Genomic DNA, 15186 nt, shown 5'->3' with positions numbered 1-15186 from the left:
CTATTTATTTGCTCAACGTATATTCCTTCGGCGAAGTTTCTGGGGCAGAGGGCGGGGTGGGGCCGCCGTCGTGGCCCCTAAAGCGGGCAAACAGCTTGGCGATCGCGCCATTTAGCCCAGCAATGTAGGTAAACAGCACCGGCACCACCACCAGAGTCAGCAGGGTGGAGGTGGTAAAGCCGCCCAGCACCGCGATCGCCATTGGGCTGCGGGTTTCGCCTCCGGCTCCTAGCTCTAGGGCGATCGGCACCATCCCCGCCATCGTCGAAATCGACGTCATCAAAATTGGCCGCAGGCGGGTTGTCCCCGCTTCTATCACCGCTGCTTTAGACGATTTGCCCTGCTGCTGAGCCATCAGGGCATAGTCCACCAGCAGAATGGCGTTTTTTGTCACCAGGCCCATCAGCAGCACAATACCAATTAGAGCAAACAGGCCCAGGGGCTTTTGGGTAATCAGCAGCCCCATCAGCGCCCCGCCTACCGAGAGGGGCAGGGCCGCCATTACCGCCACCGGGTAAATAAAGTTGTTGTAGAGCAGTACCAGCACTGCAAAAATCATCAGCACCGCCGTCCCCAGGGCGAGGGCAAAGCGGCTGAAAATGTCGCGCATAATTTCGGCGTCGCCGGCGGGTTGTTGGGCTACGCCAGCCGGAAGGTTTTGCATGGTTGGCAACTCGCCTACAATCTCTAGGCCTTGCCCCAGGGTTAGGCCCTGAAGGTTGCCGCCAATGGTGACCTGGCGAGCGCGATCGAAGCGATCGATCTGGGCTGGGCCACTGCCGTAGCGCACGTCGGCGACAGCGACCAGGGGCACTAACCCATCGGTCTGGCTGGGTACGCGCAGGGTTTGCAGAATCTCTGGGTCATCGCGAAAGGCGGGATCAATCTGCACGCGAATGGGAATTTGGCGCTGGCCTCCGGCTGCTCCTTCAGCATCACCCAGGTTGAAGTCTGCTAGGTTTGCGTCGGTATCGCCCAGGGTGGCCAGGGAGGCGGTGGCCGCGATCGCCTGTACCGTCACCCCCTGGTCGGCGGCGCGGGCAATGTCTGGAATAATCTGCACCTCAGGCCGCACCAGGCTCGCGCTAGAGTTGACATCCACAAACCCCGTAACTTCGCGCATTTCGCGGGTCAGGGCATCTGAAGCCGCGCGCAACGCTGCCGGGTCCTCACTTTTTAGCACTACGGTTAGGTCTTTGCCTTCGCCAGAGGCACCCTGGCTCTGCACACTAACCCGCGCCCCAGGCACTTGCTGAAAGATGTCGCGAGCCTGTTGCTCAAATTCGGCTTGGGAAAGATCGCGATCGCCCTTCGGCAGCAGACGGGCGTAGAGCGTTGCCGTATTCACGCCACTGTCGCCCCCTTCCGTCGCCAAAACTGCATCCACCGCTGGGTTCGCCAACAGGCCCTCGGTTACCTGAGTCGTGGCGCGCTCAGTATCGGCCAGGGTAGCCCCCGGCGGCAGCTCCACAGAAATAGTCGAAAGGCTGGAGTCGCTGCTGTCGAACAGGTTGGTGGGAATGTAGGGCACCAACTGCAGGCTGCCCACAAAGAAAATCAGCGCCAGGGCCATCGTTAGCCCCCGGTGCCGCATCGCCCAGCCCAGCAGAGAGCGATAGGGGCCACGTCGCGGCCCTCTGCCGTGGCCATTTAAGGAGTCGTCAGCAGCCGACCCGATCGGCTTGAGCAAGTAGGCCGCCATCATCGGCGTCACCAGGCGCGCCACAACGGTCGAAAACACCGTCGCCGTGGCTACCGTCACGCCAAAAGGCTGAAAAAACTGGCCCGGAATGCCTCCCATAAAGGCCACGGGCAAAAACACCGCCACAATCGTCGCCGTCGTGGTCAGCACCGCCAGCCCCACCTCAGCCGTCGAGTCTAGCGCCGCCTGAAACGGGCGCTTGCCCATGCGCATGTGGCGCTCAACGTTTTCAATTTCTACGATCGCATCGTCCACCAAATTCCCCACCGCCAGGGTGAGCGCCAGCAGGGTCATGCTGTTGAGGGTGTAGTCAAACCACTGCAGCACCAAAAAGGTCGGAATAATCGACAGCGGCAGAGCCGTAGCGGTAATCAGCGTTGCCCGCCAGTCGCGCAGAAATACGCCTACCACCACGACCGCCAGCACGCAGCCCAAAATCAGCGAGTCAATCGAGGCCTGGTACGAGTCACGAATTTCGTCGGCGCGGGTAAAAATCAGCTCAATGTCAATGTCGTCAGGCAGGGTTTCTTGGAGCCGCGCCACCGCTGCCCGCACCCCATTTTCCACCGAGACCAAAACGCTGCCCGTGCTGCGATAAACCGAAAAGGCCACCACCGGCTCATTGTTGAGCTGAGCCGAGCGACGGGCCTCCCCAAAGCCGCTTTCGACCGTGCCCAGGGTGCTGAGGGGTACCGTGCTGCCATTGGGTAAGGCAATGCGGTAGGCCTGCAGCGTCTCTACCGTAGCGGCGCTGCCCAGGGTGCGAAAGCTCTGCTCCTGCCCGCCCAACGTAGCCCGACCGCTGGGCAGGTTGACGTTTAGCGCCCGAATCTGATCATTCACCTGGGTAGCGGTAATGCCCAGGGCATTGAGCTGGGCCGGGTCAAGGTCAACGCGCACCTCAGGGTCAACGCCCCCCACCCGGTCCACCCGCGCCACCCCTTCTACCGTGAGAATTTCTTGGCTGATGGCCCGATCGACCAGGTCGCTAAGCTCTTCTACCGATCGCTGCTCAGAGTTGACGGCGTAGGTCATGATCACGCCGCCGCTAAAGTCTAGCCGCTGAATCACCGGCTCCTGAATGCTGCCGGGCAGATCCTGGCGAATGCGGGTAACGGCATCGCGCACGTCGTTGGTGGCCCGGTCTACGTCGGTGCCCAACAAAAAGACAATCGATGTCGTAGACGAGCCATCCCGCACGGTAGAGCGCAGCTCGTCGATATTGCCCAACCCGGCTACAGCATCCTCGATCTTTTTGGTCACCTGGCTTTCCAGTTCCTCAGGCCCGGCCCCGGTCTGGGTCACGGTCACGCTGACCGCAGGTAGGTCAATATTAGGGTTTTCATCGATTCCCAGCTGCCCAAAGGCAATCAGCCCCCCCAGGGTCAACACCAGGAAGAGCACGATAACGGGAATGGGGCGACGAATGGACCAGCCGGAGAGGTTCATGGAGGGGAGGGGTAGTTGGGTGGGCGGGTGGATGGGTAGGCGGGTAGGCGGGTGGGTGCGTCGGTAGGGTGCATTAGGCCCTAAGCCAATCAATACTCTAGGCAATGATTCTGGGGCTGGCCGTAATGCACCGCTGCGAGGATGGGGAGCATAAGGTATAGGTCACGTCATGGGTGGGCGGTGCATTGGCGGGCGGGGGTTGAAAGAGATGGAGCAGAGGTGAGGGGCCGCCGAATGCACCCTACGGGATCATTCCACTACGGTGACGACGTCGCCGTCTTGTAAGAACCCGACGCCGGAGGTCACCACCTGTTCCCCGGCTTGCAGTCCCTGAAGAATTTCGACCCGGGCAACCGCATCCCCGCCCGCAGTGATGCGGTTGCCGACTTCTACCGTGCGTGCCGTAACCTGGTTGCCTTCACCCAGCACAAACACCTGGGTGTCGCCGTCGGGCTGAGGCTGTAGCGCCGCAGCCGGAATGGTCAGCCCCTGGCGCGAGCTGGTGGTAATTGCGCCGCGCAAAAACATGCCGGGCTTGAGCAGTTCGCTGGTTGGCAGAGAGATATTCACCGTCGCCACTCGGGTGGCCGCATCGACGACCGGGTCGATGGAGGCTACCGTGCCCTGGAGCTGAATCCGGCTGTCGGTGTTAGAGGTAATCGCTACCGGGGCTCCGATCGCGACCTGGTTGAGCTGGGCCTGGGGCACCTCACCGGCCAGCTCCAGCTGGTTGTTTTGAATCAGCGTCACGATGGGCGTACCCGGCGACGAGACATCGCCCACGGTGGCCAGGCGCTCGGCAACCACGCCCGCGACGGGAGCCCGCACGGTGGTCTGGCTGAGCTGGGTTTGCAGTCGCTCAATGGCCGCCTGCTGCGATCGCACCCCCGCCTGGGCGCTCTCCACCTCGGCGCGGGCCAGCGCCACCGATTCGCCAGCATTGACGGTCTCAGTGCGCTGACGAGTCAGCTCCTGCTGGCTGACCGCCCCGCGATCGGCTAAAGACTGAATGCGATCGAGGTTGGACTGGGCCTCGGCCAGGCTGGCCTGGGCCTGGGCTAGCGAAGCCTGCTGCTGGCTGACCTGGGCCTGCGATACCGTCAGCTGGGCTTGGGCCTGGCGCAGATCGGCCTGCAGGGTGGCGTCGTCTAGGGTGGCGATCGCCTGCCCAGCGCTGACGGCATTGCCCTCGCGCACTAAAATTTGGCGAATCTGTAAACCGCTGGCCTGGGGCGCGATCGAGAGCAGATCAATCGCTTGAACCGTGCCGTCAACGGCCAGCTTATCGGCAACGGCAGCCGGTGTGGCAGAGTCTACCGTCACCGTTTGAGTAGCCACTGCGGCTGTCTCAGCCGGTTCTGGCGGGGCCGCCTCTCGCCCACCCAGCAGGCGAGTTCCGGCCAGGGTCAGCAGTACCCCCGCCCCTAAGCCCAGCAGTATTCCCGACCATCGGGCCGACTTTTGCGGTGGTGTGCGGCCCGCAGCGGTCTCGCTATAGTGAGTCATATCCTTCTCGGCAGATGAACCAGTCGTCTCCAAAGACGTTTCCAAAGGGTCAGAATAAGGGAGTTGCGGCACGAGTACACCCTCAGGAACAACGCCTGGATAGGTTACAAAATGTTTATTTTCCCATTATGGCTTAAACCCTTCCACGGTTGGGATCGCTTGATTTGTCAAGGAAGTTGCCCCTTTCCTCGGGTTTGTGCGACTAATCTCATCATTTCTACTGACTCGAATCACACCCCTGAATCGGGAAGGTTTGGTCTAATAGCAGGATGTACCAAGTTCAGCTCGGGATTTAGTAGTTTTCCCACCGGCAAAACTTCACTGCTGGACTTGGATTTGATTCATCTACCGCGTGAGCTTTGTTTAGCCCAGTCGTCACTGCTCCCTCACGCCATCGGCTCGACTCTCAAAAAGGCAGGTCTTGGGAATGTTTAACGCTACGGAAATCCTCATCAGTGACTTTGTAGAAAAACTGCGGACTGGGTATCACCGCACCTACGGTGGCCAAAATCCAGACTACGAAGACATCATCGCCTGGGCGGGCAGCATGGCGCTCGAAAATATCGCCAACAGCGATGCGCTCTACCACAACGTTGAGCACACCGTCCTGGTGGCGCTGGTGGGCCAAGAAATTCTGCGGGGTAAGCACATCCGCGAGGGCGGCGTCACCTGCAAAGACTGGATGCACTTTATTATTTCCCTGGTCTGCCACGACATTGGCTATGTCAAAGGCGTCTGCCGCAGCGACCAAGACCGCAACCACCTCTACTCCACGGGCAAGGGCGACGAAATGGTGCCGCTCAAGCCCGGAGCCTCCGACGCGGCGCTCACGCCGTACCACGTTGACCGGGGCAAGCGGTTCATCGAAGAACGCTTTGGCAACAACCCCGTGATTGATGCCAGCGTGATCAAGTACAACATCGAGCTGACTCGCTTTCCGGTGCCCAAAGAGGAAGACCACCAAGATACCCACAACTTTCCCGGACTGGTGCGGGCCGCCGACCTGATTGGGCAGCTCAGCGACCCCCGCTACCTGAAGAAAATTGGGGCCTTGTACTACGAGTTTGAGGAAACCCGCCAAAACGAGTATTTGGGCTACGAGCACCCCGGCGATCTGCGGGCCAACTACCCCAAGTTCTACTGGAACGTGGTGCATCCCTACATTCAAGATGCTTTGCGTTATCTGTCGCTGACCCAGGAAGGTAAGCAAATTATTGCTAACCTCTATTCAAATGTGTTTATGGTGGAGAACGAGCAAACCGTAATCCACACCTGATGTAGCTATGACCTGGTGGCGCAAGCTTAAAACCAATCGCCTGGCCCAAATCGGCGCAATCTTGCTGATCGGCCTCTATGGCGTGGCGCTGGGGGCCGACTTTTTTGCCCCCTACAGCCCCTACGAATCTCAGCTGAATGGGTCGCTACTGCCGCCGACCCAGGTGTACTGGCGCGACGGTGAAACCGGCAGGTTCTTTCCCCACGTCTACCCCACCACCCAGGGGCCAGTAGATATCAATACTGGGGAGCGTAAAATTGTGGTCGATCGCAGCCAGCCCTCTGCCCTCCGCATTTTTCACCGCAACGACGACGGTCGGCTCACCCTATTTGATACCGCTGGCCCCGCCCGCATCAACCTGCTGGGCACCGATGAACAGGCCCGCGACCAGTTTAGTCGCCTTATCCACGGCAGTCGGGTCAGCCTCAGCGTGGGGCTGATCGGCATCGCCATTTCGTTTCCGCTGGGCATGCTGGTGGGGGGGCTGGCCGGGTATTTTGGCGGCGCGGTCGATGCCGTGCTGATGCGCTTTGTCGAAGTGCTGATGACGATCCCCAGCATTTACTTACTGGTGGCCCTGGCGGCGGTGCTGCCTGCGGGCATCTCCAGTACCCAGCGGTTTTTGCTGATCATCTTAATTACTTCGCTGGTGGGCTGGGCCGGGCTGGCGCGGGTGATTCGCGGTCAGGTGCTGTCGATTAAAGAGCAGGAGTTTGTGCAGGCCAGTCGGGTGATGGGCGGTCGGCCGTTGTACATCATCACCCGCCACATTCTGCCCCAGACGGCAACCTACGGCATTATTGCCGCCACCCTGGCGATTCCTGGCTTTATTCTGGCCGAGGCGGTGCTGAGCTTCATTGGCCTGGGTATTCAGCAGCCCGATGCCTCCTGGGGCAACATGCTCACCCTGGCGACCAACGCGTCTATTCTGGTGCTCCAGCCCTGGCTGGTGTGGCCCCCGGCCATTTTGATCGTGGTGACATCGCTGGCTTTTAACCTGCTGGGCGACGGCCTGCGCGATGCACTAGATCCGCGCACGCTGAAGCATTAGCTTGATTTGGCTTTCTCAGCGTCCCCGAAAGCAGTAGCCTGAAGGTAGGGGCTTGAGCAGGATGTGCCGAATGGCAATGTTAACCTTCAAAAAACTGGGGCGACTCGTCGCGATCGCAGTGCTGTGCCTGTCACTGTGGAGTTGCGGCCTGGTGAACCCGCGACCGCCGAGGGCCGTGGTCGAAATGGCGATCGCCCAAAAGCTCTCCCAAACCCAGGCGGTGCTCTACCGCCAGTTAGAGTCTGCTATTAGCTCCAGCGAACTGGCCCAGGTGGGCAGTATTCGCATCGCCGACCACCACTGGACTACCCTGGCCAACCAGCCAGCGGTGGAGGTTGCGGGCACCTATCACCTCAAAGGGGGGCAGCTCACCGCCGCTCAGCGCCGCCAGACCAGGGCCTTTGACCTCTACCTACGGCGCGGCGACAGCAAAGACCAGTGGCTGATGCTAGAGCCTGTGCTGGGGCGATCGGGTGAGGCCTTGCGGTGGCAGTCGACGCCGTTGACTCAACCGCATGTCGCTAGCGTTGACCCAGCCTAGCGGTCAGGGATAGTGTTAGCCAGCGAAATCGCGCTCTAAAATCAAGGTTACAGGCCCGTCATTCTGAATGTCGACCTGCATCATCGCGCCAAATTTTCCCGTCTCAACCCGCAGACCACTGGCCCGCAGGAGGGTCACAAATTCTTGGTAGAGCGCTTCGGCCTGGCTGGGCGGCGCTGCCCCGTCAAAGGAAGGTCGGCGGCCCTTGCGGCAGTCGCCGTAGAGGGTAAACTGGCTGACCACCAAAATCTCGCCCCCAATGTCTTGAACGGAGAGATCCCAGCGGTCACTGCCCGGCGATGGAAACAGCCGCAGGTCCAGACACTTGCGTGCCATCCAGGTCAGTTCGGCGGTGGTGTCGGTTGGCGCAATGCCCACCAGTAGGTTGAGCCCTCGGCCAATCTGGCCCACGCACTGCCCATTGACGGCCACGCTGGAGGCGGTCACTCGCTGAACTACGACTCGCACGGCAACTGGGAAGCAAACTTTTGCTGCCACACGGTGCGGATGCGATCGGCAGCCTTGGCCATTTCGCTTTGGCTAGGAGGTTTGCCCAGGGTGCGAAACACCTGTAGCTCTAGCCCCTTTAACCCTAGCTCCTCAGGATGGTGACCGTCGGGATAGCGGGGCTGCAGCACGAAATGCACGTGGTAGGGCGGCTGGTCGACCCAGAGGCCAACATAGACGCGCTCGGCCCCCATCGCCAGGGCGATCGCCTCCGACATCTGCTGCAAAAAAGGCCCCATTGCAGCTGACTCCGCCACCGTCAGCTCCCACAGGTTTTCGCGGTGGGTTCGGGTTTTGATTACCACCGACCCCACACCGTAGGGGCCAACGCAGTGGTCGGCTACCCACCAGGGGTTCTCGGCGATGGTGCCGCCGGGTACCGTCTGAGTGCCGGCTAAAATTTGGCAGGCGAGGCAGTCGGGGTGTTGCTGTGGGGTGCCGTTGTCGGTCATAGGGCAATAAAGATACCGATACGATGACATTGCGCCTGGGACATTGCGCCTGGGTTAGCTCAGACCCTGACCATGATCTGATCACCCTCAATCTTGGCTTCGAAGGTAGTCAGCGGCTTGGGCGGCGGCCCGGCGTTCACCGTGCCGTCTGGGTTGAAACGTCCACCGTGACAAGGGCAGACAAACAGCTCATCGGCGCGGTTCCAGTCCACCGTGCAGCCAGCGTGGGTACAGATCGGGCTCACCGCCAGCACCGCGTCTGGCAGGCTGGAGTCGCGTACAACGACGAGGTCTTTGCCCCTGACTGCCCCCGTTACGCTGCCCTGGGCAACTAGGTCAGCCAGGCTGCCCAGGGTCGTAAACTCGCTGCTGCCTCCCCCCTCAGTGTCAGATGCTGACTCAGACTGGCAGGCGGCGATCGCGATCGGTAGAGAGCTGGCCAGCAGCCCCAGACCAAGCAAGTTAGTAAACTCTCGCCGCTTCATGCCCCCCTTACTTGCCAAATCCTTGGCCCCGCTTCGTCGAGGGAATCCCCAGGCAGGCGTTGAGCTGCGATCGCAGGGCGTCGTGGTCGAGGTTTTGGCCAATCAGCACCAGCTGGTTTTTGGGTTCGCCCTTCCACTGGTCGTCGTCTAGCGAAAAGCGCTTGCCGCTGAGGTGAAAGATGTGGCGCTTGGGGCTTTCGTCAAACCAGAGAATGCCCTTGGCGCGAAACACCGACTCGGGCAGCAGGTTGTCGAGAAAGTGCTGAAACTTGCGAATGGCAAAGGGGCGATCGCTGGCAAAGGACAGCGACGTAAACCCATCGATAGCCAGGTGGTCAGAGTGGTAGTGCCCGTGATCGTGGGTATCGTGGTCGTGCTCACAGTGGCCGTGGTCGTGGTCGCAATTGGCGTGGTCGTGGGCCTCGTGGTCGTGGTGGTCGTGTCCGTGATGGTCGTGGTCGTGGTCGTGCTCGGCCTCAGCGCTGTCGCTGCCGAAGTATTTATCCGACTCAAACAGCCCCACGCTGAGAATCAGCGGCAGGGGCACCTGCGACTTGGTGGTACGGAGAATTCTTGCCCCCTCTTTGACGTCGCGAATTTTGACCTCCAGCAGATCGAGGTCGGCGTCATCGACCAGGTCGGCTTTGTTGAGCAGAATAATGTCGCCGTAGGCAATTTGGTTGTGGGCGGCCTGACTGTTGAAGAGGTCCAGGCTGTAGTTTTCGGCATCGACCACAGTGACAATGGAGTCGAGCCGGGTCATGTCGCGCAGCTCGGTGCCCAAAAAGGTCAGCGCAATGGGCAGGGGGTCGGCTAGCCCCGTGGTTTCTACGACTAGGTAGTCAATTTTGTCCTGGCGCTCCAGCACTTTGTACACCGCTTCCATCAGGTCATTGTTGATGGTGCAGCAGATACAGCCATTGCTGAGTTCGACCATGGTGTCGTCGCTATTTTCGGTAGCAATTAGCAGGTCGTTGTCGATGCCAATTTCGCCAAACTCATTCACCAGCACGGCGGTTTTCAGCCCTTCCTGGTTGGCCAAAATGTGGTTGAGCAGGGTGGTTTTGCCGCTGCCCAAAAAGCCGGTAATGATCGTGACGGGCAGGCCGTGTTTGGTGTCATCCATCGCCTGGGGCTGGATGGGGGGAGCAGCGGTAGACATAGGTGCTCTCTGAACGCAAGGACATTTTCCATACTAGCGATGAATTGGAGTCGTGGCGGCTCGGGTTGGGATTGTTTAAGGAAGCGCCTCAAGGAAGCAAACCATTGTCTGGGCTAGTTTTTGACCATCGCACCGCTCAAACCAGTACAATTGCATTGATTCGTTCTTGGCAACGACCTATGCCCCTCGCCCCCGACGGTCTGCCCCGCTGCAGCTGGGTTCACGCCGACCCGATCGAGATTGCCTACCATGATCAGGAGTGGGGCGTGCCGCTCCACGATGACCTCAAGCACTTCGAGTTCATTATTCTCGATGGCTTTCAGGCCGGGCTGAGCTGGATTACCATTCTGCGCAAGCGCGAGAACTTCCGCGCCGCCTTCGATGGCTTTGACCCCGAGGTCGTTGCCCGCTACGACGCCCTTAAGCATCAGGAACTCCTGCAAAACGCGGGCATCATCCGCAATCGCCTCAAAATTGCCGCCGCCACCCGCAATGCCCAGGCGTTTTTGCAGGTGCAGGAAACCTTCGGCAGCTTCGATCGCTACATCTGGCAGTTTGTCGATGGCGAAACCGTGCAAAATGCCTGGTCTACCCTGGCTGACGCCCCCACTCGCACTGCCGCCTCGGATGCTATGAGCAAGGACCTCAAACAGCGCGGGTTTAAGTTTGTTGGCACCACCATTTGCTACGCCTACATGCAGGCAGCAGGCCTGGTCAACGACCACACCACTGATTGTTTCCGTCACCAAGCATTGGCCTAGCTGCGAAGTGCAGCGGCGGCAGACCGCTTCAAACCCCCACCCCCACCGCTGTCCTGCCCGCACCGACGAGTAGTAGACGGCTTCAGCGGCTGCAAGGATTGTTTTGGGTAGGCAAACCGGGCAGGTGCAGATGGGTACGTCCCATTGAGAAAACTCTGCGATCGCGATTTATATCAGCCAGAAATATACCGAAAAGCGCCACCCAAAAGAAAACCTTATGTTTTGGATTTGACATTATGTTGCAAATCCGGGTTCGGGGGACGCAAAAACCTGTGCTTTTCAGGATAGACTCAAGCACATAGAGATTCAGGTCTTGATAGAGAGAGGTCTATGAGGGGCGCTGCAGAACAGCAACACCTTCCAGCCTCATTCGGAGAGCGGCTATCTCTGAACCCCCTGTCGACAGGTTCTCCCGTAACACCTGTGGTGTAGAGGTGAAGCGCTTCACCCCTACCTTCCAAAGCTCACTTATCCCAATAGTCACCCCTCCTTAGAGGAGGCGGAAGGAGGTTCTCGTGGATTTCTTGTCAGAGTTCATAACAAACTTTGGGGCGCAGTTGCAGTCCCCCACGCTCGGTTTTCTAATTGGCGGTATCGTCATTGCCGCCCTCGGTAGCGAACTGGCCATTCCCGATGCGATCTACAAGTTCATCGTTTTCATGCTGCTGATCAAAGTCGGCCTAACCGGCGGCATGGCCATTCGCAATGCCAGTCTGGCAGAGATGCTGCTGCCCGCATTGTTTGCCGTGGTAACGGGGATCGTGATCGTGCTCATTGCGCGCTACACGTTGGCTAAGCTACCGGGCATTAAGACCTTGGATGCGCTTGCGACCGGGGGATTGTTCGGCGCTGTGAGTGGTTCGACCATGGTCGCCGGCATCACTGTGCTAGAAGCGCAAGGTATGGAATACGAAGCCTGGGCCGGAGCACTCTATCCCTTCATGGATATCCCAGCCCTCGTGACTGCGATCGTCGTCGCTAGCATCTATACCAACAAGCAGAAGCGCGACAAGTATCTCAAAAATGAGAAGTATATCGGCAAGGATGGCTATGTTGGCATGCAGCCGGTTGCCGCAGGTGGGGCTCCCATTGACCAGCCCATTCCCGCAGGCGGGGTTCCCGTTGACCAGCGCAGCGGTACTGCAGGCGGGTACCCCGGCCAGTCGGGTGGTTCCGCAGGTGGGTATTCCAGCGGGTCGGGCGGTTCTGCAGGTGGGCGGGTCAAGATCTGGCCCATTGTGAAGGAAAGCATCCAGGGATCTGCCCTGTCGGCACTGCTGCTCGGCCTCGCCCTAGGCATCCTAACCCGGCCTGAAAGTGTCTACGAAAGCTTCTACGATCCCCTCTTCCGCGGCCTGCTTTCGATTCTGATGCTGATCATGGGTATGGAGGCTTGGGCAAGACTCAACGAGTTACGCAAGGTAGCCCAGTGGTATGCCCTGTATGCTTTTGTGGCCCCCTTTCTGCACGGGTTTATTGCCTTCGGCCTCGGCATGATTGCCCACTATGCTACCGGATTCAGCCCTGGCGGCGTCGCGCTCCTGGCCGTTATTGCCGCTTCCAGTTCAGACATCTCAGGGCCGCCCACGCTACGGGCTGGTATCCCCTCGGCCAACCCCTCCGCCTATATCGGCGCATCTACAGCCATCGGCACCCCAGTTGCGATCGCCTTGTGCATACCGCTCTTCGTCGGGCTTGCCCAGGCCATGATGGGTGGCTAATCCCAAATGGCTCCGGTCTGCCGGTGCTCCCCTAGCCCGGCAACCAAGTGGTTCAATGAATACACAACATGTAAGGAGGTAACTTATATGGGCAAGATAGCCAACAAACTCGTCATCATCACAGAAAAAACGCTGCTGAAAAAGGTCGCCCAGATCATTCACGAAGCAGGCGCTACCGGTTACACAGTATTGGAAACGGGTGGTAAAGGTAGCCGCAGCGTGCGCTCGTCGGGACAACCCAGCGTTTCTGACACCACCGCAAATATCAAGTTCGAGGTGCTCACCGAAAGTCGGGATATGGCTGAGAAGATTGCAGATCGGGTCGCCGTAGAATTTTTCAACGACTACGCGGGCATTTCCTATATCTGTGAGGCAGAGGTGTTGTACGCGCACACCTTCTGCGGGCCAGACGGCTGTTAAATCGAGATGACACAGCGCTAAAAAGCCGGGGCATGACCCCGGCTTTTTGGTAGCCGTATTTCTGGCCGGCTGCGATCGCCTTGTGCATACCGCTCTTCGTCGGGCTCACCCAGGCGAAGACGGACGACTGATTCACAGACGGGTGGCGGTCTGCCGGTGCCTCTTGGCCTAAGGTTTGCGGTTTCGAGTCAACTTTGATGAACCGAGGGGCAGCGCTCCAGAGATCCGGTCTCAAAAGCCTCCAACTTCCGAGAAGGTACGTTACCTGTACGACAGCCTGACGGGCATAGACTGCAGCGGTTAGCCTCAAGCCAGCAGGCGAGTTACCGCCGCACTGTATTCCTGGTAAGACTTGATGCCGGTTAGGGTCTCTAGCCGTTCGCCGTCTTTAAAGAACATCACCGCTGGGATGCCCTTCAGCTCAAACCGCTTAGTGATCTGCCGATTGGTGTCAAAATCGATCTTTCTCACCGCAACCGAATCGCCATAGGTCTCGGCCAGCTTGTCGATCGACGGCGTTACCTGTTTGCAAGAGCCACACCAAGACGCCATGCAATCGACCACCAGCAAGGGTTCACGGGCCAACAGTGCATCGAGTTCGGCCTCGTCGCGAATTAATTTAGCCGCACCCGTGTCCTCTTGGCCTAGCTGGGCCAGGGCGCTGGCGACCTCCGCAAAGGGCAGGCTAGCGTTAATGGTGGCGAGCTGAGACTGCTGCTGATAGTACTTAATTAGCGGCTCTAGCGCCTGTTGATACCGCTCTAAACGGTCTCGAATAGCAGAAATCGGCGGTTTGTCACCGGCTTCATTGAGAACTCGGATAATCAAAAACTCGGTTGTCGCTTTGAGATAGGCCACTGTCGCTGGTGGCTGGCCCACGGCGGTCCACCACTGATCAAACTCCTGAGCCTGGGTCAGCGTGCGCGGAAACCCGTCTAAAACCCAGCCTTTGAGCATGGTATCGGGCTGCTCAAACCGCTTGCGGATCAGCTTCGTCACCAGCGCATCGGGTACCAGTTCGTCGGCGTCCACGTAAGGGCGAGCCTCAACGCCAATGGCGGTCTCTTTAGCGATCGCCTCACGCAAAAGCTCTGCCATAGAAACATAGGGTACCTGCCAGCGCTCAGCTAGTGCCGCTGCCTGGGCTCTTACCCCCACCCTAGGCAGCCCCAAAAGGATCAGTTGCTTAGGTCTCATAAAATGGCAATACCCTACTCCCGCTGTTCAACTCTAGACTCATCATCTAGGGGAAAGCGCCAAAGCCTGAGTTTGTTAAACTCATTTAACGCCAGTTGAGCGTAAGGCAGACCAAGGGATGAGATAGCCTACAACTACCCAATAGTTTTAGTTGTTTACTAAATCTTTTACTCTACAGTCAAGCGTTAGGTTTTTAGTCGTCATTGCGTTTCTTTTTGCCTTTCCCCTTAGATGACTCCTCGTTTTGATCTTCATCAATGACTGGGAGGGTTGCAGCAGAGTCTACTTGTGGAGACGAGTTGGGCAGTGGAGATATTTGAGCTGGAGAAACTGGAGCCACTGCATCTGAGCTAGCTGGGGCTATAGGTGGGGCCTGCAAGGAACGCTGAACCACGATTGGAATAGCAGTGGTGCCAACCAAAGCGACACTACCGACTAGCCCTTTGATCAGCAGTGATTTAAAGCTGTCCTTTTCGGGAGCAGAGCCAGAATTACTCATAAATTTAGGAATTGTTTATTCAAATAGAGCTTTAGGACAATGCACTTTTCGGGTAGAAGCCCTGTGTCGCTCGCTAAGTTGACTATCCTGAGTCATTTTTAGTTCCGGCCGCCCGGCTCTTTAAAGACACTCTATTCAGACGCCTGACCGTCGCGTCGTCCCAGCTCGTATACGCCACAGCCTATGGCAGAGATAACGCCCAGGCTGACCGCCCAGCTGCCGCCTAAAGAGATGGTCAAACCGTAGTAGGCAAGCCCACCTACCAGCAAAAATGGCACGATGCTGAGCAGTGATGCCGCTGGAGACCCGGCACCCAGCCAGCCCTCGAAGGTTGTGATAGTGCGATCGGCCAGCGGTGAGCAGCCTAGGTAAAATGCGATCGCCCACAGAGCGGTACCGGCAATAGTAGCGGTGTCGAAGGTAACGGGCAAAGGCGACAAAGCAATTACCGAAATAG

The 15186-nt window shown here is 58.8% G+C and carries 15 protein-coding genes; 6 read left to right on the top strand and 9 right to left on the bottom strand.

Annotation, left to right across the window (positions count from 1 at the left end; genetic code table 11):
• Positions 1–4: 4 nt before the first annotated feature.
• A complete protein-coding gene (locus tag IQ265_RS11630; protein ID WP_194053603.1) occupies positions 5–3151 on the bottom strand; it encodes an efflux RND transporter permease subunit in 3147 nt (1048 codons plus the stop codon).
• Between the two features lie 249 nt (positions 3152–3400).
• Positions 3401–4657, bottom strand: a complete 1257-nt coding sequence (locus IQ265_RS11625) for an efflux RND transporter periplasmic adaptor subunit (RefSeq protein ID WP_194053601.1) — start codon at positions 4655–4657, stop codon at positions 3401–3403.
• Positions 4658–5084: 427 nt separating this feature from the next.
• On the opposite strand from IQ265_RS11625, the gene IQ265_RS11620 reads away from it, so the two are divergent.
• The 3 genes from IQ265_RS11620 (at position 5085) to IQ265_RS11610 (ending at position 7525) form a co-directional block, all read left to right on the top strand.
• A complete protein-coding gene (locus tag IQ265_RS11620) occupies positions 5085–5933 on the top strand; it encodes an Npun_R2479 family HD domain-containing metalloprotein (protein ID WP_194053599.1) in 849 nt (282 codons plus the stop codon).
• A gap of 7 nt (positions 5934–5940) precedes the next feature.
• Positions 5941–6984: an ABC transporter permease gene (locus IQ265_RS11615; protein WP_194053597.1), complete on the top strand. Its 1044-nt coding sequence runs from the start codon at positions 5941–5943 to the stop codon at positions 6982–6984.
• Positions 6985–7054: 70 nt separating this feature from the next.
• A complete protein-coding gene (locus tag IQ265_RS11610; protein WP_194053595.1) occupies positions 7055–7525 on the top strand; it encodes a hypothetical protein in 471 nt (156 codons plus the stop codon).
• Between the two features lie 15 nt (positions 7526–7540).
• Here IQ265_RS11610 and dtd read toward each other — a convergent pair whose 3' ends face one another.
• Genes dtd through IQ265_RS11590 form a run of 4 tightly spaced genes read right to left on the bottom strand, consistent with a single transcriptional unit; the run spans position 7541 to position 10131 of the window.
• Entirely contained in the window at positions 7541–7993 is a 453-nt protein-coding gene (dtd, locus tag IQ265_RS11605) for a D-aminoacyl-tRNA deacylase (RefSeq protein WP_194053593.1), read from the bottom strand.
• Positions 7981–8484 carry a diadenosine tetraphosphate hydrolase gene (locus IQ265_RS11600; protein WP_194053591.1) on the bottom strand — a complete coding sequence of 168 codons (504 nt, stop codon included), beginning with the start codon at positions 8482–8484 and terminating at the stop codon, positions 7981–7983. The genes dtd and IQ265_RS11600 overlap by 13 nt, the downstream gene beginning before the upstream one ends.
• Before the next feature lie 59 nt (positions 8485–8543).
• Complete coding sequence (locus IQ265_RS11595; protein WP_194053590.1) at positions 8544–8969, bottom strand: Rieske (2Fe-2S) protein; 426 nt, start codon at positions 8967–8969, stop codon at positions 8544–8546.
• Positions 8970–8976: 7 nt separating this feature from the next.
• Entirely contained in the window at positions 8977–10131 is a 1155-nt protein-coding gene (locus IQ265_RS11590) for a GTP-binding protein (protein WP_228037816.1), read from the bottom strand.
• A gap of 179 nt (positions 10132–10310) precedes the next feature.
• On the opposite strand from IQ265_RS11590, the gene IQ265_RS11585 reads away from it, so the two are divergent.
• The 3 genes from IQ265_RS11585 to IQ265_RS11575 all read left to right on the top strand — a co-directional run bounded on the left by IQ265_RS11585 (position 10311) and on the right by IQ265_RS11575 (position 13033).
• Positions 10311–10892 (top strand): DNA-3-methyladenine glycosylase I, encoded by a 582-nt coding sequence (locus tag IQ265_RS11585; RefSeq protein WP_194053589.1) that lies wholly within the window; start codon positions 10311–10313, stop codon positions 10890–10892.
• 515 nt (positions 10893–11407) lie between these two features.
• The gene (locus IQ265_RS11580) at positions 11408–12613 is read left to right on the top strand and encodes a sodium-dependent bicarbonate transport family permease (protein WP_194053588.1); all 1206 of its coding nucleotides are present in this window, start codon (positions 11408–11410) and stop codon (positions 12611–12613) included.
• 87 nt (positions 12614–12700) lie between these two features.
• Positions 12701–13033 (top strand): hypothetical protein, encoded by a 333-nt coding sequence (locus IQ265_RS11575; RefSeq protein WP_194053587.1) that lies wholly within the window; start codon positions 12701–12703, stop codon positions 13031–13033.
• 306 nt (positions 13034–13339) lie between these two features.
• Here IQ265_RS11575 and IQ265_RS11570 read toward each other — a convergent pair whose 3' ends face one another.
• From IQ265_RS11570 to IQ265_RS11560, 3 genes are all read right to left on the bottom strand, one after another.
• Positions 13340–14230: a nucleoside monophosphate kinase gene (locus IQ265_RS11570; RefSeq protein WP_194053586.1), complete on the bottom strand. Its 891-nt coding sequence runs from the start codon at positions 14228–14230 to the stop codon at positions 13340–13342.
• A gap of 193 nt (positions 14231–14423) precedes the next feature.
• Entirely contained in the window at positions 14424–14729 is a 306-nt protein-coding gene (locus tag IQ265_RS11565) for a hypothetical protein (RefSeq protein ID WP_194053585.1), read from the bottom strand.
• 131 nt (positions 14730–14860) lie between these two features.
• On the bottom strand, positions 14861–15160 hold the full coding sequence (locus tag IQ265_RS11560; protein WP_194053909.1) for a hypothetical protein: 300 nt from the start codon (positions 15158–15160) through the stop codon (positions 14861–14863).
• Positions 15161–15186: the final 26 nt, after the last annotated feature.

Source organism: Nodosilinea sp. LEGE 06152 (genome assembly GCF_015207525.1).
Taxonomy (GTDB): Bacteria; Cyanobacteriota; Cyanobacteriia; order Phormidesmidales; family Phormidesmidaceae; genus Nodosilinea.
Note: the sequence above shows the minus strand (reverse complement) of the source record. Positions and strands in the feature narration are given on the sequence as shown.

Excerpts from the sequence above, each read along its gene's own strand:
- IQ265_RS11630 (WP_194053603.1), bottom strand. The coding sequence starts at position 3,151 with ATGAACCTCTCCGGCTGGTCCATTCGTCGCCCCATTCCCGTTATCGTG.
- IQ265_RS11625 (WP_194053601.1), bottom strand. The coding sequence starts at position 4,657 with ATGACTCACTATAGCGAGACCGCTGCGGGCCGCACACCACCGCAAAAG.
- IQ265_RS11620 (WP_194053599.1), top strand. The coding sequence starts at position 5,085 with ATGTTTAACGCTACGGAAATCCTCATCAGTGACTTTGTAGAAAAACTG.
- IQ265_RS11615 (WP_194053597.1), top strand. The coding sequence starts at position 5,941 with ATGACCTGGTGGCGCAAGCTTAAAACCAATCGCCTGGCCCAAATCGGC.
- IQ265_RS11610 (WP_194053595.1), top strand. The coding sequence starts at position 7,055 with ATGGCAATGTTAACCTTCAAAAAACTGGGGCGACTCGTCGCGATCGCA.
- IQ265_RS11600 (WP_194053591.1), bottom strand. The coding sequence starts at position 8,484 with ATGACCGACAACGGCACCCCACAGCAACACCCCGACTGCCTCGCCTGC.
- IQ265_RS11595 (WP_194053590.1), bottom strand. The coding sequence starts at position 8,969 with ATGAAGCGGCGAGAGTTTACTAACTTGCTTGGTCTGGGGCTGCTGGCC.
- IQ265_RS11590 (WP_228037816.1), bottom strand. The coding sequence starts at position 10,131 with ATGTCTACCGCTGCTCCCCCCATCCAGCCCCAGGCGATGGATGACACC.
- IQ265_RS11585 (WP_194053589.1), top strand. The coding sequence starts at position 10,311 with ATGCCCCTCGCCCCCGACGGTCTGCCCCGCTGCAGCTGGGTTCACGCC.
- IQ265_RS11575 (WP_194053587.1), top strand. The coding sequence starts at position 12,701 with ATGGGCAAGATAGCCAACAAACTCGTCATCATCACAGAAAAAACGCTG.
- IQ265_RS11570 (WP_194053586.1), bottom strand. The coding sequence starts at position 14,230 with ATGAGACCTAAGCAACTGATCCTTTTGGGGCTGCCTAGGGTGGGGGTA.
- IQ265_RS11565 (WP_194053585.1), bottom strand. The coding sequence starts at position 14,729 with ATGAGTAATTCTGGCTCTGCTCCCGAAAAGGACAGCTTTAAATCACTG.